This window comes from Thermomicrobiales bacterium (assembly GCA_041390825.1).
Taxonomy (GTDB): domain Bacteria; phylum Chloroflexota; class Chloroflexia; order Thermomicrobiales; family UBA6265; genus JAMLHN01.
Map to the genome: position 1 here is coordinate 42,171 of JAWKPF010000021.1, position 18,389 is coordinate 60,559.

An 18,389-nucleotide genomic window follows, 5' to 3' on the forward strand; every position below is an offset into this window, starting at 1 on the left:
GAACGTACAGGGTGTCCTGTTGTCAGAAATCCGGTCCGTTCGTGGCGACTCTCGGTCACGAACGTATATGCGCGGACACCCATCGCTCACCGTAAACTTGAACCAGTCACCGCCGATGTCACAAGAACGAGCGACCTATCCGCGCCTGATGATCGAGGCGGGTGGCTGCACGATTGGAGACGCTATGACCGTTGCCCACACGGCAATCCGCAAAACCATTGGCCGCGTAGGAAAACTGTTCCTTGCGATGGTGGTTGCGCTTGGGTTTACCGTTGGCGGGGACTTCTCGTTGGAAGCCCGTCAGGCTGTCTTCGGCCAGCGGCAGATTCAGTTCTACGTCCCCTACTCCGGCAGCACCCCGGTGTACCTGCCTGCGGTCTTGCTCGTGGCGCACAATGCCGGCAATCAGCAGGAGACCGCCCAGCGCGCTTTGCATCATCAAGCCATGGGCATGGAGATCGACGTTCGTTTGGTGAACGGTGTGCTCTACGCGACCCACAGTTCGCCGTCGAGTTACGTGCCACTCAGGGCGTGGCAGGCCCCTCGGCTGCGAGAAGCGTGGGCCTATTCCGCGGATGCCACCGTCTTGAAACTCGATCTGAAGTCGACCGGCGAGAAGGCTCTGCTTCAGCTCGTGCAATTCATCCAGGCGCGGCCGACCGAACAGCAGATCATCCTGGTATCCAAGAATCACGACGCGCTGATCATGCTGGATGTGGCGCTGCCCAATACTCTGCAGTTCCTCTCGCTCTCGAATGGGGCTGAGATCGATGAGCTCTTGTTGAAAGACGGTCGCGTCGAAGGGGTCGACGGCATTTCGATTCCCGCATGGGCGCTGACTTCTGAGCGGATCCTCGCGCTCAAGGAGCACGGCTACGCGATCGACGCGTGGACCGTCAACGACGTCGAGCGCCTGGTGGAGTTGGCGTCGCTCGGTGTCGACTCAGTGACCACCGACAATCTCGCCTTCTTCGACATGGCGGTCGAGACGCCTGGAGAGCACTAGGCCTCGACCGCTCAACTGCTGACGGTGTTCTGGTCAGCAAGCGAATCACGCTTGGGCGCGGGTTTCTTTCGCTTGACTTTCGTCTGGCGCACCATGGTGTGCGCGGCTTCGCTATCCGGAACGCGCAACGCGAGCAGCGAGCCGATGAACGCGATTACCGCAGCAGCCATGTAGGCGGCGTGATACGCATCGACGTTAGGCGGCCCGTCGATGGTCCCCCCGACGGTCGTACCGACGACAGCCATCACGCTCCCGAGGACCGCGATCCCGATCGCGCTACCCAACTGGCGTTGCACCGAAAAGAGCGTCGATGCACGGCCTGTCTCGGACTTCGAAACCGTTGCCAGGCTGGCGGCCTGGTTGGGCAGGAAGATGTAGGCCATGCACACCCCGAGCGCGAACATGAGGATACGCACCGGCCAGGGACCACCCTCCAGCGTCAGGCGGGACATGATGAGCGCCACGCACCCAAGCCCGGCCATGCCGCCGACCATGAGCCTGCGTGGCCCGAATCTGGGATAGAGCCGCGCGACCAATTGGGTCGAGCAGACGACACCAATGGCCTCGGGGAAGGTGGTCAGACCAGATTCGAGGGGACTCACGCCCCTCCCCTCCTGCAGGAAGACCGGCGTCACGAAGAGGATTCCCAGAAATGCCGCCGACGAGAAGAACGAGACGACGGCTGTGGCGCCAAACAGCTTGTTCTTGAAGAGCCGAAGTTGCACCATCGGCTCCGGCTTGTGCAGCTCGACGTAGACGAACGAGAGCATCAGGGCGATCCCGATGCCAGCGGCGGCAAGCACCAGCGGCGCTGTCCACCCCTGCCGGTTCCCCTGATTGAGCGCGAACATCACACAGGCCAGCCCGAAGCTGCCCAGGACGAATCCGGCGATGTCGAATCCGCCTGGCGCCGCTTCCGTGTGCTCCTCGAGAAAGAGACCGCCAAACACGAGCGCGGTAAGCCCGACCGGGACATTGACGAAGAAAATCGCGTGCCAGGAGAACTTCTCCACCAGGAAGCCACCCACAAGGGGGCCACAGGCTGGACCGATGATGAGCGCGAACATGAGGATGCGCGAGATGCGCACCCGTTCTTCTGGAGGATACGTGCGATAGAGCATCGCCATCCCCACCGGGATGATCAGTCCGCCGCCGGCGCCCTGGATGATGCGCGTTCCGACCAGCATCTCGTAGCTTTGCGCCATGCCGCTCAAGAGGGAACCCAGGGTAAAAATTCCCAACGCGAGCAAGAAGATGCGCTTGGTGCCGAACCGGTCTCCCAGCCAGCCGGAAGCCGGAATGAACATGGCCATGCTGACCAGATAGCCGATCAGGATGCCCTGCATCTCGTCCGGCGTGCGGCCGAACTCGCGGCCGAGCGTCGCGAACGCCACCGTGACCATGGTCGAATCGAGCGAGTTCATCATCATGCCGCAGACGTACACCACGGCCACGACGAGTTTCTGGTTGAGCTTGCGCGAGCCCACGCGGGCCATTCCGATCACGTTTCCAGTCGAAGGAGTCCTGGACCTTCAGTGCGCGACGACGACATTCTGGCTAGGATACTCGGCAACGCCGAGAATCCATCCGCCATATCCGCCGAACGACACGAGACTGAGTACAGGTTCTTCGCTGAAGTCGAAAAAGGAGCGGATCGTTCTTCCGCCCCTCTCTCCCGTCGAGCATTTGCGTTGGGGAACGAAGCGCTGACCCCAAAATCCCGCCTAGTAGGACTGTCCAGCTGCGATCGCCGCGCGTTTGCGCTCTTTCGCCCGGTCGTCCTGGGATAGGAGCCGCTTGCGGAGACGGTAGGACTTGGGTGTCACCTCCAGCAGCTCGTCGTCAGCCAGGAAGTCGAGCGATTGCTCCAGACTCAGAACTACCGGAGGGGTCAGCTTGACCGCGATGTCCGAGGTGCTGGAGCGGATGTTGGTGAGCTTCTTGGCGCGGCAGACGTTGACCACCAGATCGCCCTGGCGCGGTTGCTGACCGACGATCATGCCCTCGTAGACCTCGGTCTGCGGATCGATGAAGATCACGCCGCGTTCCTGTGCGTTGGCGATCCCGTTGGCCAGGGCAACTCCGGTTTCTGAGGCAACCAGCGCGCCGGTGCGTTGCGAATCGATGGGTCCGTAGAACGGCTCGAAACCGATCAGACGGGATGCCATGACCCCATTGCCCTTGGTGGCGGTCAGGAACGCGTTGCGCAGACCGATGAGTCCGCGGGTCGGGATCGCGAATTCGAGGCGCACATTGCCGCGGCCATCGTTGACCATGTTCATCATCTGCGCGCGGCGTCCACCGACCAAATCGGTGACCGCGCCGACGAACGACTCGGTTGTATCGATCAGCAGGTGCTCGATGGGCTCGTATGTCTCGCCATCGATCGTGCGGGTAATCGCTTCCGGGCGGGATACCTGGAACTCGTAGCCTTCGCGGCGCATCGTTTCGATCAGGATCGAGAGGTGCAGCTCGCCGCGGCCGGAAACCGAGAAGACATCGGCCTGATCGGTCGATTCGACGCGCAGCGACAGGTTGGTTTCCAGCTCGCGAAAGAGGCGTTCGCGCAACTGGCGAGAGGTCGAGAACTTCGCTTCCCGACCCGCAAACGGCGACGTGTTGACGCCAAACGAGAGCTTCAGAGTCGGTTCTTCGATCGCGATGGGAGCAAGCGCATCCGGCGCGGATGGATCGGCCAGCGTCGCGCCGATCTTGGCATCGGCAAATCCGCAGATGGCAACGATGTCACCGGCTGAGGCCTGTTGGATTTCCTTGCGCTTGAGTCCGTCGAAGGTCTCGAGCGTGGTGATGCGCTGCCGCTGCTGCTCGCCGTCTGGATCGATCTGCAGCATCGTGTCGCCAGCCTTGATCGTCCCGCGATGAATGCGGCCAATCGCGACCCGTCCGCGATGCGTGTCGTAGTCGAGCGATGCAATCAGGAGCTGAGCAGGCGCCTCGACATCGACTGCCGGCGCCGGAATCGACGACAGGATCGTATCGAGGAGCGGACGCAGATCGCTGGTCAGCGCGTCGGGAGCGAACCCTGCGCGGCCCTCCCGGGCTATCGCGTAGACAACCGGAAAATCGAGCTGATCGGCATCGCTGGCGAGATCGAGGAAGAGATCCTGGGTAAGCCCGATCACTTCCTCCGAACGCTGCGCGGGCCGGTCGATCTTGTTCACGACGACGATCGGGCGCAAGCCGATTTCCAGCGCGCGCTGGAGGACCGTGCGGGTCTGTGGCATAGGCCCCTCGACGGCATCGACGAGCAAGAGGCAGCCATCGGCCATGTTGAGGACACGCTCGACCTCGCCGCCGAAGTCGGCATGACCTGGGGTGTCGATGATGTTGATCTTGACGCCTTCGTAGAAGATGGCGGTGTTCTTGGCCAGGATGGTGATGCCGCGCTCGCGTTCGAGGTCGTTCGCGTCCATGATGAGCTCGCCGGCGGCGTCGGGATCACGGAAAACATTCGATTGTTTCAGGAGACCGTCGACCAGGGTGGTCTTTCCGTGGTCGACGTGGGCGATGATTGCGACATTGCGCAGATTCGTGGCGAGCATGTCGTGGCCCATACGGCGCTCTTCCTCTGTAGGGCGTGCTTCGAGTTCGGTCGTCATGTGTTTGCAGGTCTCGAATTGAACGGGATGCGCGACTGGACACAAAAAGGCGCCGGTCTCGCGGACGTCGGCGACCGGCGCAACCTGCATAGTTTGACAGAAGAAACCGATCGGTTCCAGCTTTCGCGCCGAAATCGGGTCCGATGCGCCCGGACCAAGGGGCATTCCCGGCATACGGTCGACTCTGTGAGAATTTCTGTCACGGTCCTCGCAGCCATTGACAAGGCGCCCTCACGGTCGATAGACTTGGCTGTAAGACATCTTACAAAAGAGAAGATGGGTTCCCTGTGAGCAAGTCTTCAACCCTGCAAACTCCAAGCTCCGTGACGACGGCCAGCATTCGACCGATCGAGTCGGTTTCGCTCGTCGCCGAAGTGCACACGCGGCTGCAGGAATACATCGTCGACAACAACCTCCAGCCTGGAGACCGATTACCCTCCGAAGCTTGGCTCGCGACCCAGATGGGCGTCGGCCGCCCGCTGATACGTGAGGCGCTCAGCGGCATGGAAGCGGTCGGTCTGATCGAGACACGCAAGGGCGTTGGCCGATTCGTGCGGGCTCTCAATGTCGAGTCCTATCTCGGCCAGGTGACCTCGGATTTCCTGATCCAATCGTTCTCTGTGAAGGATCTCGCTGAGACACGCTGTCTGCTCGAGATCGCCGCAGTCAGCGATGCGGTCGAGCAACTCACGGATGAGGATTGCGACCAGATTCTCGCCTACCTCGACGCCATGCGCGCAAGTTCCAAACAGGGCTACACCGACACCGACGCGGATATTGGCATGCATCGCGTGATCATGAACCGTTCGGACAACCGCATCATCGCCGCGCTGCTGGATGCGGTCTACGCGATTTCTGTTGTCCGCGCGGCCGATCCGCCTCGTCCGGTGGGATACAGCCAGCAAGACCTGTTGGAGCACGAGGCGATTGCCGCCGCGGCCATCCGGCGGGACGGCCCTGCCGCTCGCGAGGCGCTGATCGCGCATTTCGAAACGACGTCTTCCCGCATTGGTTTCCGGCCACTCTGGCGCAATGTTTACGGAAAGGAGCGAAGCTGACCTGGCCGCCGGCCCAGTGTTGCGCCGGCACTTCGATTCCATTCGGCACGAGGCTATGGTTTCGTCAGAGGTTCAGAGGGAGTACAGATGAACGAACAACGACTCGGTATCGACACACTGATCGCGGGAGCGAAGTCGGGCGAGCTCTCCCGCCGCGACATCCTGAAGGGATCGGTCGCGCTGGGGCTGGGATTGCCGTTCGGCATGGCGCTCGTCAATGCGGGCGGCGCGAACGCGCAGGATGCGATGACATTGAGCTTCGACGCGGGCGCCACGCAGGGCGGCGGCGGCAAGCCGAATGCGGAAGCCATTGCGTACAGCTTCATCGTCAACGGCGGCTCTCAGTTCGAGATCAACCGCATGGTCGATGCCCGGCTGGTCACGATCTCCTCGGATCTTCAGGAGATGGTCGGCGATCTGGCCGAGTCCTGGGAGATTTCCGACACGACGGCGACCTTCAAGCTCCGCCAGAACGCAGTCTGGCACGACGGCACCCCGGTGACCGCGAAGGACGTGGTCTTCACGATCAATATGCTGACCGACCCGGCCACAACCTCGCGCTGGGGATCGGCGTTCCGCAATGTCGTCGGGTATGCCGATGCCCAGGCCACGCCGACTGCCGGCCCGACCTCGCTTTCGGGTGTCACAGCGCCGGATGACTACACAGTGCAGATCGATCTGGTGCAGCCGGACTCCGGCATGCTTCCGGGCTTCATGTTCATCAGCATCATGCCGGAGCATGTGCTGGGCACCGCCGATCGCGCGACGATCACCGAACTGCCGTTCTGGACGACCAACGAGCGCGTCGGCGCGGGACCGTTCAAGTTTGTCAATCTGGTCGAGGGCGAGCGCGTCGAGCTGGTTGCGCACGACCAGTATCACTTCGGCGCACCGGCAGTCAAGAACCTGAACCTGCTCTTCTTCTCAAGCGCCGAAACCTCGTTGGCGGCCTTCCAGCAGGGTTCGAACCTGGCGGCGCCGATGACCATCAACGATATCGAGCTGGTTGGCGGAATCGAGGGCGCAGAGTCGATTGGCTTCCCGGCTGGCGTCGGCGTGATCTTCTTCAATGCCTACCAGGAGTACCTGCAGGACAAGCGCGTCCGCCAGGCGGTGGCCTATGCCATCGACAAGAAGACGATCGCCGAGACGATCTTCCAGGGACAGGTGCAGGCGGTCTCGACCGAGATCCCGTACGTCACGTGGGCGCAACCCGCCGATGCCAATCCGTACGACTACGATCCAGAGAAGGCGAAGGCGCTCCTGGAAGAAGCCGGTTGGACGGGCGAGCATACCCTCGGGCTTTGGTACTACTACACCGATCCAATCACCGCCTCCGCGATGGAAGCAATCCAGCAGTATCTGCAGGCCGTGGGCATCAACACCGAGCTGAAGTTCGACGACGGCTCCGGTGTGCGCACGCAGGAAGTTGCCGACCACACCTGGGACATGACCTACGGATCGTTCGGTGCGCAGCCCGCTCCTTCGAACCTGACCGCGGTCTGGGGCCCTCCGGGTTATGTCACCTATGGTTGGGAGAGCGCCGAGTTCAACGCCGAAATGGACGCGGCCCTGCTGACCTATGACCAGGACGAGCAGGCCACGCACTACCAGGCCGCCATCAAGATCCTCAACGAAGAGGCTCCCTCGGTTTGGTTGTTCGATCGCCAGAATCTGGTGGCCGTGAACACCGCCAAGCTCGAGAATTCGGTCTGGGGTCCCGGTCACATCATGTGGCTGAACAACGCCCAGAGCTGGACCGTCGTCGAATAGTCGACCCTGTCATCGCCGGGAGCGCTCTCCACGCTCCCGGCTTCTCACTCCAGTTCATCTCCAAACGCTCTGAACGAGATCGGACTCTGTGGCCCACTACGTTCTTCACCGGCTCTTTCACGCTCTGACGATTCTGCTCGGGGTGAGCGTGCTGGTGTTCGTCTTCGTAGAGATGGCGCCAGGAGATGCCGTGGACGCGCTGATGCCGCCCGAGTCGCTTTCCACCCCGGAAGCCAAAGAGGCGATGCGCGAACGGCTGGGGCTCAACGATCCCGCGCCGTTGCGGTACGTGCAATGGCTCGAACGCGCGGTGCAGGGGGATTTCGGCTATTCGCTGACGTCGCGCAAACCTGTCACCGACATGATCATGACTCGCCTGCCGAACACCCTGCTGCTGGTGGGAACGGCCATGATCTTCTCGATCATCGTCGGCATCTCGACCGGCATCGTCTCGGCTGTCAAGCAATATTCGATCATCGACTATCTGGCGACTTTCTTTTCTTTCTTCTGGTTGTCCATCCCCGGTTTCTTCCTGAGTCTGTTGATGATCTACGTCTTCGCGGTGCAGCTCAACTGGTTCCCGGTCTTTGGCGCTTCCTCGCCCAATCCCGAGAATCCCGTGCTCGACCGTGTCCATCATTTGATCCTGCCGGCGGCGGTGCTCGGCCTCGAACTGGCGGCGGCGCTGACACGCTACACCCGCGCCAGCCTGGTCGAGGTCATGCGCGCCGACTACATGCGCACTGCCCGCGCCAAGGGGTTGCGCGAATGGGCGGTGATCGTGCGCCATGGCCTCAAGAACGCGCTCATTCCGATCATCACCGTGATCGCCTTTCGACTTCCGTATCTGCTGAGCGGAGCGATCATCATCGAGACCGTGTTCCAGTGGCCCGGACTGGGATTGATGACGCTGAACGCCGCCAACCAGAAGGACTATCCGGTGATTCTCGCCCTCACAATGGCGGTCACTATCCTGGTGGTCATCAGCAGCTTCATCGCGGATATCGCCTATTCGATCGTCGATCCCCGGATTCGCATCGGATGAGCAGCGCCGCACTCGCCACCTTTGGGCCGCAGCCGCACGCGCTGGACGAGATCAAAACTCGTCCCGGTTTTTGGAAGCGCTTCGCACGGCACAAGGTGGCCGTCGTCAGCCTGGTGTTTCTCGCATTTATGGGCCTCGCAGCGCTGTTGACACCGTACGTCTCTCCCTACGATCCCTACGCCATGAACCTGGTCGATTCCAACCAGAAGCCGAGCCTCGAGCATCCGCTTGGAACGGACAAACTCGGGCGCGACACCCTGACGCGGGTCTTCGTTGGTGGGCGCGTGTCGATCGCGGTAGCGCTGGCGGCGGTGGCAATCAGTTCCTCGCTGGGGACGGTGCTTGGACTGGCTGCCGGTTTCCGTGGCGGCTGGGTCGACACCATCATCATGCGCATCACCGACATCTTCATGGCCTTTCCGCTCTTCGTCTTGCTGATCGTGCTGGTATCGATGCTCGGACCCAGCGCCAAGAACGTGGTGCTCATCCTGGGCTTCTTCAGCTGGATGGGGGTTGCCCGTCTTGTTCGCGGTCAAGTGCTCTCGGTCATGAACCAGCCGTTCATCGAAGCCGCGAACTCGACCGGTGTGCGCACCGGGCGGATGCTCTCCCGGCATGTACTTCCGAACAGCTTCGTCCCCATCGTGGTGGCGAGCACCCTGGGAGTTGCGAATGCCATGCTCTCGGAAGCGGCGCTTTCCTTTCTGGGGCTGGGCATCCAGCCGCCGACCCCGTCGTGGGGCAACATGCTCAACGCCGCGCAGTCGCTGCAGGTGCTCGTCAACGAGCCATGGGTCTGGATCGGACCCGGGTTGGCGATCGCCCTGACCGTCTTGAGCATCAATTTCCTGGGCGATGGTTTGCGAGACGCCCTCGATCCACATCTCTAGGTTCAGAAGGAGTTAGCCGGCGTGGCGTTCGACACCGTAATCCGCAATGCAACGATCGTCGATGGATCAGGGACCACTCCCCTCTTCGTGGCCGATCTCGCGATCGATGCCGGCCGCATCGTTTCGATCGGAGACCTGCGCGACCAGTCCGGCGCGGACGAGATCGATTCCACAGGGCTCACGTTGGCGCCTGGCTTCATCGATGTTCACGTGCATTCCGAGGTAGCGCTCATCTCGCCGCCGACGCCCAATCGGTATGGCTCCGTGCGTCAGGGGGTGACGACGCAACTGCTTGCGCCGGACGGTTTCGGTTGGGCACATCTCGACGGCGAGCTCTTCCGGCAAATGTGGGACTACACCCGGTTCGCTACCGGCGACGCGGACCTGGGCGGCCCGTGGCCCAGAGCGGAAGACTATCTCGCGATCTTCCCAGACCTTACGCCGGTGAATGTCGTGCCAGAAGTGCCGCATCTGCCCATTCGCCTGGCGGCCATGGGCTGGGACGACCGCCCAGCCACCGAGCATGAACTCGACGTGATGCGAGAGCTCACGCGGGAATGGCTCGATGCCGGCGCGGTGGCGTTCAACACTGGTCTCGATTATCAGCCGACTGCGTTCGCAGACACACACGAGCTCATCGAGCTCTCGAAAGTGGCCGCCGAGGCGGGAGCGATCTACGCGGCGCACATCCGTTACCACATCCTGGGGCGGGAGGCAGCCTGGCGTGAGACCTTCGACATTTCGCGAGAGGCCGGCATCCCGGTGCACATCTCGCATGAGTCGGTGGATGACATTACCCGCCCCCTCCTGCAGGAAGCAGACGGAACGGTCGATCTGACCTTCGAGTCCTACATGTACCCGGCTGGCTGCACGCACTTGGCAATGACGTTGCCCACCTGGGCCCAGGCTGGCGGTACCGACGGTGTCATGAGGCGGCTCGAGGATCCAAGAACTCGAGCCGAACTCACGCAGTTCCTGCAAGACTCGTTGACCATCAGCGAAGGACGCACAGCCCGCCTCACGATTGCCGCCAACCAGAGCGGTCGATACATCGGCCGCACACTGGCGGACGTGGCCGAGGAGCAGGGGCTCTCGATTGGCGAAGCAGCGATGAAAATGCTCATCGCCGAGCATCCGTATGCTCTGATGATCTATCACCGTCCCTGGGGGCAAGATGTGGCCGACGTCATCGCCCGTGAGACGTTCCAGCATCCGGCGATGATGGTCGCAAGCGACGGCATTTACCACGGCACGTTCAGCCACCCTCGATCGAATGGGTGCTTTGCGCGCGCCATTCGCATGGGCGTGCGCGACTTCGGCGTCGTTTCGCTGGAAGAAGCCGTCTGGAAAATGTCCGGCTTCCCGGCCATGCGGTTCCGGATACCCGATCGAGGATTTATCCGCGAAGGCTATGCCGCCGATCTGGTGCTCTTCGATGCCACCCATATTGCTGAAGGCAACACCTGGGAGAAGCCGCTCGAAAGCCCGGTTGGCATCGAACGGGTCATCGTGGGAGGAGAAACCGTCGTTCGGCAGAACGTGCCGACCGGCGCCATGCCGGGCAAGGTGCTCCGTCGCCAGGACGCGACGATATCGCAATGAGCACTCGGTACCGCGCGATCGTCGCCGGACTCGACCACTATCACGTCACCGGTTGGGTGGAGACTCTCGGGCTGTTCGCCGACAAGATCGATGTTGTGGCGCGTTACGACCCAGATCCCCGACGTGCCACGCTCGATCGCCCGTCCTTCGTCGACCCCAATCTGCCGCAGGCGTTTCCCGAATGGTTTCAGCGCGCGCCCTTCTCATCCGACCTGACGGAGCTAATCCGGGAAGCACGCCCTGATCTTGCCCTGGTGACGATGCCAAACCGGCTTGCGCCAGACGTGGTGATCGAATTGGCACGCGCGGGCTGCCATGTCATCGTGGACAAACGGGGGCGCTCGACGCCGTTGGCGCCGAACGGTGGTGTCGCGGCGCGCACCACAGGGGTGAAACTGGCCGTGGCGTTCACCCGGCGCTACGGACATGCCTGGCAATCGGTCGCGTCCGAGATAGCGCGGGGCCGACTTGGGCTATTGCTCAGTGTCGAGGCGATGTTCGTCACCTCATCGGTGCCGTTAAGAGGACCGGACAATCCGATCTTCGATCGAAACATGATGGGCGGCGGCATCTTGCACTGGTTGGGCATTCACGATATCGACCTCATCCAGTGGTTGTCAGGCGAACCAATCGTCCGGGTACAAGCCATGTCGGCGACGATGAGCAGTCGTGCGGTCGATGTGGAGGACACCATTTCGGTTCAGTTTCAGCTCGAGGGCGGCGCAATCGGAACCATGCATTTTGCCTATGCGCTTCCTCGCGTAGGGGGGAGCGGGTACGTGGCGCTGCGAGGTTCGAAGTCATCCGTGCGCATCGATGCGACCGGCGCCATTGAGTGGATTGGTCCTGCATCGGTGCGCGATCCGCTCCGCGTCGAAACCAGCACGAGCGATGTCGTTCGCCTGCCCGGCTACGGGGCGGCGGGAGCCTCGATCGTGGCTGACCTGCTCGATGCCGTCGAACACGACCGCGATCCGCTGGCAACCGGGGAGAACGCACGGGATGCGCTTCGTGTGGTCGATGCGGCATACACCAGCGCGCGAATCGGGCAGCCGGTCTTCCTGGTGACCGGGTTCCAAAGCGAGGGAATTGGAGCATGAGAGAAACACTCCATGGCGTCTGGGTGGCGATGCCGACTCCCTGGCAATCCGATGGGACGGTCGACGCCGGCATCGTCCGAGAGCTCGTCGAGCGATACGCCGCCGCTGGGTTGCATGGCGCCTATACCACGGGAACCGATGGCGAAGTGCACGTGATGGAAGTGGCCGAGCTCGATCAGCTCGTCGCTCCGTTTGCCGCCACCTCCGCCGACGTGGGATTGCCGGTACAGGTCGGGTGTGGGTGGTCCCATACCAATGGCGTCGTCGAGCGCGGCCGTGTGGCCCGTGCGCACGGTGTTGGCATCATCCAGGTGACACTTCCGTCGTGGATCCCCCTGAACGACGACGAGGTCGATCGCTTCTACGGCGCGGTAGGCGATGCGCTGCCGGAGGTGCTGCTCATTCACTACAACATCATGCGCAGCGGCCGGATGATGAACGGCGCCGATTTCGCACGTGTGCACCGGCTCGCGCCGGGTCTGGCGGGCAGCAAGCACACTGGCGGCAACATCTCGCTCCTGATGGACATCATCGATGCGACGCCAGGCATGGCGCATTTCATGGTCGATTCCGACATCGTCACGGGCGGTCTCTTTGGCTCACCCGGCTACTACTCGTTCATTGCCAACACCTCGCCGGCGTTCGCGCTCTCGATGATGGCTGCCTGCGAGCGCGGTGATTGGGAATCCGCCGCCGAGCACGCCAAGACTTGCCGCCGCTTCTTTCGCCGTTGGCTACCCATGTGCGCCGACATCAACTCCTCGTCTGCTTTGGCCAAGATCGCGACCGCGGCCGGCATTCTTCCGGATATGCCGCTCGCCATCAAAGCGCCGTACAACAGCGGCACGCAGCGGCATGTCGATGAACTGAAATCGCTGTTGCGCGCCGAGTTCCCAGAGCTGATCGATCCGCAATTCGCGTAACTCTCACGAAGGAGCATGCATGACCTCGTATCGCGTTGGAATCGTGGGTCTCAGCTGGATCACCAACGATCCGGCAGGGCCCGGAACCCATCCCGTGCTCGGCAACGCGCAGCCCGGAACGCACCTCAGCGGCATGGCCCGCATTCCGGGACTGCAGGTCGTCGCAGGATGTGACATCAGCCAACCCGCGCGCGACCGCTTTCTGGAGCGCTGGAGTGGAACCTGGCCCGGACCTGCTCGTCTTCGACGACTACCGTGCCATGCTGGAAGACGTTCCCCTGGACCTGGTGGCGATCGCCACACCGGACAATTTGCATGGGCCGGTGCTCAAAGCGGCGGTCGAGGCGGGAGTCAAGGCGATCTTCTGCGAAAAACCGATCTCGACACATACCGACGAAGTCGACGAGATGATCGCGGCCGTCGAAGCGGCGGGCATTCCCGTCAATGTCAATCACACCCGGCGCTGGAATCCGACCTGGGTTGCCTCCCGGGAGGCATTGCGAAACGGCCGTATTGGAGACCTCGTGACCATCATTGGCAAGTTCGGCGGCGAGCGGGCAATGCTCTGGCGCAACGACAGTCACCTGATAGACATCATCAATTACTTTGCAAACGCCAACCCGGTCTGGGTGGTGGGCGAGCTCGAACCGGCGCATGCCGACTACGGCACCCGATACCACGGCGACGGCGGCCGCGACGCGAGTCTCGAACCAGCGGCCAACGCGTTCTGGGCCTACGACTCGGGTGTGCGCGCGTTCCTGAGTGGAATGAAAACCGCTGTGCCGATCCTCGAAGTCGAGCTGATCGGCTCCAGCGGCATCATCACCGTGAGCGATACAGAAGCGTGGGTGCGGGAGATCACTGAAAACGGCATCGCCACGACACCGATACTGCCGAGCTACTCCATGGTGGGCATGCAGGCGGCGGTGGTCGATCTGATCCACGCCCTCGAAAGCGGAGAGACACCCCAGTCGCCGCCGCGGGAGGCACGCAAGGCCGTGGCCATCATCGAGGGGATCCTGCAGTCGCAAGCGAACGGCAACCATCGCGTCGACATCGGCTAGCACCATGCGAATTGTCGATCAAGGAGTGCTCTACGATGCGGACGGGGCGCCGCCAGAACGGCGGTCGTGTGCCTTCACGTCCCTGGTTGCCCTGACCGACGGTTCGTATCGATGTTCGTTCCGCGCGGCCCCCGGCCGCGACATTCCCGGAGGACGGCTGCGCATCATGGGAAGCGCCAACGGTTCCGACTGGGAGGTCGTGCATCCGGGATTGACGCACACGCTCGACGGGATCGAGGGAGATCTGTACGCCGGCTATCTGGCCGAGCCGACACCCGGCATTTTGGCCGGATCGTTCGTGTGGGTGGACCGATCTGATCCGTCACGATCGTTCGTCAATCCGGAAACCGCCGGCGTGCTCGCAATGCGCAACCTGATCGCGGACTCGTCCGACGGGGGCGCAACCTGGACCGGCTGGCGGGAGCTCGACCTCGGCCCTGAAACAGGATGCTCGTGCACCGGGCCGATCTTTTCACCGGAAACGGGTGTGCTGGCGTTCCCCTACGAAACCTGGAAGTCGTACGACGATCCTGCGCCCGGCTCGCACACGGCGTCGCTCCGACTCTCCCGAGACAATGGCCGCACCTGGGTCGAACGACGCATCGTTGCGGCCGATCCCGATGAGCGCATCTTCTATTGGGACCAACGAATTGCCGTTCATCCCGCAACCGGCGAGCTGGTTGCCATGTTCTGGACCCACGATCGAGCGCTTGGAGCGGATATCGAGAACCACATTGCCTGGTCCGCGGGGATCGACCAGCCGTGGACGACCCCAACAGCAACGGGGTGGCCGGGACAGCACTGCCAGCCGGTTGCGCTCGGAGGCGACTGGCTGGCCGCGATCCACACCGAACGCACGCCGCCCGGTGGGATCATCGTTCGACTCAGCTCCGACTTTGGGCGGACCTGGGAAGCGGCGCCGCCTGTGCGGATCTATGAGCCTGAAAATCGATCCGGAACCGAAGCGCGGTCGTTCGAGGAATTCTGGCAGTCGATGATGTCGTGGCCCTTTGGACATCCACGCGCGGTCGTGACGCCAACCGGCGACCTGTTGGCTGCCTGGTATGCGGGTGCGGACGACGTTATCGGCATGCGCTGGGCGCGCATTGCTATGGATCTCTAGACCGAAGCGAGAAAGCGAGCAGATGGGCGACTCAATGCAAATCCTGGCCGTCGACGGCGGCACACCAGTTCGCTCGACCCCGCTCCCAGGGCACGACCGGCTGATGGGACAAGACGAGATCGACGCCTTGACGGAGGTGATCCGTTCCGGACAGCTCGGGCGGCATGGCGGAACGAAAGTGAAGGAGCTGGAACTTGCATTCGCCGAGCGCTATGGAATGAAGCACGCCATAGCGGTCTCGTCCGGCTCGGCGGCAGATCACACTGCTATTGCGATGATCGATCCAGAGCCTGGCGACGAGATCATCACAACACCCTGCACCGACTTCGGGACGATCCTCGGCATCCTGTTCCAGAACGCGATCCCGGTTTTTGCCGATCTCGATCCGGAAACGCTCTGTCTCGATCCGGTCTCGGTCGAAGCGAAGATCACCTCGCGCACACGCGCGATCCTGGCTGTGCATCTCTTCGGCGGGTTGGCCGATATCGACGCGCTGAAAGCGATTGGGGACCGGCACGGTATTCCGGTTATCGAAGACTGCGCCCAAGCCCAGCTGGCGGAGATCGACGGACGCCTGGCTGGAACGATTGGACAGGTCGGCTGCTTCAGCTTCAACAACACAAAGCACCTCAATTGCGGCGAAGGTGGCATGGTCATTACCAATGACGAAGCCCTGGCGCGCCGGGCGCGGCTCTTTGCCGACAAAGCCTGGCCACGAGACGAGGACGAGCGCTATAGCCTCTTCCTCGGGCAGAACTATCGCTTGAACGAGTTGGAAGCCGCGGTCGCGCTGGTTGGGTTGCGGCGTCTGGACGACAACGTGGCAGCTCGCCGAAAGGCGGTCGAGTCGGTCTACGAACGGATTGCTGGCGTGCCGGGGATCGAAATCCCGGGATCATTGCCGAATGCGCGGTCGAGCTACTGGATCCTGCATCTCTTCGTCGACGACGGCATCGACCCCGGCGCAGTGTCGAGCGCGCTTGCGGCGGAGGGCATCCCCTTCTCGGCAAGGTATGTCACTCCGCTCTACACCTGGCCTGTGCTGCGAGATGCGAACACCTACGGTCGCTCTCGGTTCCCATTCGATTCTCCCTACTCCGACCGGGCGTTCGACTACGCGCCCGGGCTTTGCCCGGTTTTCGAGAAACGGCGTGAGCAGTTGATCCTGCTGTCGGTCGATGATCAATGGACGGATGATGACGCGGACGATGTTGCCGCCGCGATCCGGAAAGTGCTCCCCCGGTTCGCGACTGGTGTGTGAGCGTTGTCGAAAGTCTGTTACACGATTTCGGGGCGATTGAAATTCAGTCCATGACCGGGGTAAGATGTCTGACGTTCATTCACTATCGGCGCACCGCGTGACCCTGGCCATCGACTCGCCAGATTCCGCGGCCGCAACGTCACTTCGATGGCATTGCTGATTTGCGAAAGGAGGGAGCGCCCGCACGCAGACCAGGGCAACAGCTTTCCGAACGGCTCTTCGAGTAAATCGGTACCGCTTCGCTCGGTGACGTGTAGCCCAGCGAGCGAACTCCAAGGAAGGAGCACGGATTGAGATCACGGATCCGATTCCAACGGCCGATGCAATGGCTCGGTATCTTCGCGTTGATGGCCGCGCTCGTGGCCCCCTCAGTTGCGCTCGCGCAGGATGCATCTCCCGAAGCAGGTGGCGGTGGTGTGCTCGTTGGCGCGTTCGATGTCGGCCCAGGCGGCTGCCCTGAATGCGCGAACCCGCTGCAGGCTGGCGCCGGTTTCACCTGGTTCGAGAAGTACTTCTCGAAGCTGATGCTCTATTCCTCCGACTTCTCGGCAATCCAGGGCGAACTGGCCGAGAGTTGGGAGATCAATGAGGACGCCACCCAGTACACCATTCATCTCCGAGATGGCGTGACGTGGCACGACGGCGAGCCGTTCACGTCGGAAGACGTCAAGTTCACAATCGAGACCGCCGCGAACCCGGACAGCGCCAGTTACATCGGCGCCAAGTTCGCTGGCGTCACCTCGATCGAGACACCGGATGACCTGACGGTCGTCCTGAATCTCGAGACCGGAAACAGCACCCTGCTCGACGCGTTCACTTTCCTGGTCATGCTTCCACAGCATGCGCTTGCGGACATTTCCCCGGCCGATCTGACGACCTCGACCTGGTGGCTGGAAAGCCCGATTGGGACGGGCCCGTTCAAGTGGAAGACCTACGAGCCCGGTCAGTACATCGAGCTCGAAGCGTACGATGACTACTGGCGAGGACGCCCGAAGCTCGATGGCATCATCAACCGCTTCTTCCCTGAAGCGGGGAGCGCCGTCATTGCCCTTCAGGCGGGTGACATCGCGTTCACCTATATGACGCTCGACGAAGCAATGGGACTCGAAGGCGAAGAGGGCTTCACCGTTCTCTCCGGTCCGTCGCAGGTGCTCAACTACCTCGGCTTCGATCTCACCGATCCGCGCTTTGCCGATCAGCGGGTGCGCCAGGCGTTCATGTATGCCATCGACCGCCCGACCATCGTCGAGCAGCTCTACGGCGGCCAGGCGACGATGGCCAACTGCGCCTACATCTTGCCGCAATACGTGCCGGATGGGCTGAACGACTACGCGCAGAATGTCGACACCGCGAAACAGCTCCTTAGCGACGCCGGATTCGACGCCAGCCAGCCGGTCGAAATCCTCACCTACTATGCTGATCAGCTTTCGCAGGATGTGCTGGTGACCATTCAGCAGTTCATGGCGGATGTCGGTGTCCAGGTCGAGATTCGCGCGGTCGACGTTCCGACCTACAACCAGGTCTCACCCGACCCGGCACAGTGGGACGTCGTTTTCGCAGGCGCCGCCAACGGTCCGGACCCGGATGTGCTGTCGACCCATTTCGAGTCGATCGAAGCCAATCCAAACGTACTCAATCGCTCCGGCATCAAGGACGCCCAATTGGACGAACTCTTCGCCAAGGGCCGCTCCACGGTCGACCCTGATGCTCGCGCCGAGATCTACCAGCAGATCTGCACGATCATGAACGAGCAGGTCTACTGGGCTCCGCTTTGGGTGCCAACTCGCTTCGGCGGGGTTTCCAACACCGTGGAGAACTTCGTCTGGGTGCCCGCTCCGGGCGGCGGACGCTACTACGACCAGGCTGAGCTCTGGTCGCTTGCTGCCTGACCTTCGGGCAACGGTTCGATTGCGCGGGGAGCCCA

Annotated in this window: 14 protein-coding genes; 12 read left to right on the forward strand and 2 right to left on the reverse strand. The window is 62.3% G+C overall.

Features of this window, described 5'->3' with window-relative positions:
- The first annotated feature begins 115 nt into the window (after nt 1-115).
- A complete protein-coding gene (locus R2855_12445) occupies nt 116-1,006 on the forward strand; it encodes a glycerophosphodiester phosphodiesterase (GenBank protein ID MEZ4531816.1) in 891 nt (296 codons plus the stop codon).
- Between the two features lie 11 nt (nt 1,007-1,017).
- On the opposite strand, the gene R2855_12450 is transcribed toward R2855_12445, so the two are convergent.
- Both R2855_12450 and typA read right to left on the reverse strand, forming a co-directional pair.
- Nucleotides 1,018-2,502, reverse strand: a complete 1,485-nt coding sequence (locus R2855_12450; GenBank protein MEZ4531817.1) for an MDR family MFS transporter — start codon at nt 2,500-2,502, stop codon at nt 1,018-1,020.
- 228 nt (nt 2,503-2,730) lie between these two features.
- Nucleotides 2,731-4,626: a translational GTPase TypA gene (gene typA / locus R2855_12455; GenBank protein ID MEZ4531818.1), complete on the reverse strand. Its 1,896-nt coding sequence runs from the start codon at nt 4,624-4,626 to the stop codon at nt 2,731-2,733.
- A gap of 287 nt (nt 4,627-4,913) precedes the next feature.
- Between typA and R2855_12460 the strand changes: the two genes are divergently transcribed.
- The 11 genes from R2855_12460 (at nt 4,914) to R2855_12510 (ending at nt 18,354) form a co-directional block, all read left to right on the forward strand.
- A complete protein-coding gene (locus R2855_12460; GenBank protein MEZ4531819.1) occupies nt 4,914-5,684 on the forward strand; it encodes an FCD domain-containing protein in 771 nt (256 codons plus the stop codon).
- An 87-nt stretch (nt 5,685-5,771) separates the two neighbouring features.
- A complete protein-coding gene (locus R2855_12465) occupies nt 5,772-7,457 on the forward strand; it encodes an ABC transporter substrate-binding protein (GenBank protein ID MEZ4531820.1) in 1,686 nt (561 codons plus the stop codon).
- A gap of 88 nt (nt 7,458-7,545) precedes the next feature.
- Nucleotides 7,546-8,502: an ABC transporter permease gene (locus R2855_12470; GenBank protein MEZ4531821.1), complete on the forward strand. Its 957-nt coding sequence runs from the start codon at nt 7,546-7,548 to the stop codon at nt 8,500-8,502.
- A complete protein-coding gene (locus tag R2855_12475) occupies nt 8,499-9,392 on the forward strand; it encodes an ABC transporter permease (protein MEZ4531822.1) in 894 nt (297 codons plus the stop codon). The genes R2855_12470 and R2855_12475 overlap by 4 nt, the downstream gene beginning before the upstream one ends.
- 21 nt (nt 9,393-9,413) lie before the next feature.
- Nucleotides 9,414-10,994 carry an amidohydrolase family protein gene (locus R2855_12480; GenBank protein MEZ4531823.1) on the forward strand — a complete coding sequence of 527 codons (1,581 nt, stop codon included), beginning with the start codon at nt 9,414-9,416 and terminating at the stop codon, nt 10,992-10,994.
- Complete coding sequence (locus tag R2855_12485) at nt 10,991-12,094, forward strand: Gfo/Idh/MocA family oxidoreductase (GenBank protein MEZ4531824.1); 1,104 nt, start codon at nt 10,991-10,993, stop codon at nt 12,092-12,094. Before R2855_12480 ends, R2855_12485 begins: the two co-directional genes overlap by 4 nt.
- On the forward strand, nt 12,091-13,017 hold the full coding sequence (locus R2855_12490) for a dihydrodipicolinate synthase family protein (GenBank protein MEZ4531825.1): 927 nt from the start codon (nt 12,091-12,093) through the stop codon (nt 13,015-13,017). Before R2855_12485 ends, R2855_12490 begins: the two co-directional genes overlap by 4 nt.
- Before the next feature lie 170 nt (nt 13,018-13,187).
- A complete protein-coding gene (locus R2855_12495) occupies nt 13,188-14,081 on the forward strand; it encodes a Gfo/Idh/MocA family oxidoreductase (GenBank protein MEZ4531826.1) in 894 nt (297 codons plus the stop codon).
- A 25-nt stretch (nt 14,082-14,106) separates the two neighbouring features.
- Nucleotides 14,107-15,204 (forward strand): hypothetical protein, encoded by a 1,098-nt coding sequence (locus R2855_12500; GenBank protein ID MEZ4531827.1) that lies wholly within the window; start codon nt 14,107-14,109, stop codon nt 15,202-15,204.
- Between the two features lie 22 nt (nt 15,205-15,226).
- Complete coding sequence (locus tag R2855_12505) at nt 15,227-16,465, forward strand: DegT/DnrJ/EryC1/StrS family aminotransferase (protein MEZ4531828.1); 1,239 nt, start codon at nt 15,227-15,229, stop codon at nt 16,463-16,465.
- 290 nt (nt 16,466-16,755) lie between these two features.
- The gene (locus tag R2855_12510) at nt 16,756-18,354 is read left to right on the forward strand and encodes an ABC transporter substrate-binding protein (protein MEZ4531829.1); all 1,599 of its coding nucleotides are present in this window, start codon (nt 16,756-16,758) and stop codon (nt 18,352-18,354) included.
- Nucleotides 18,355-18,389: the final 35 nt, after the last annotated feature.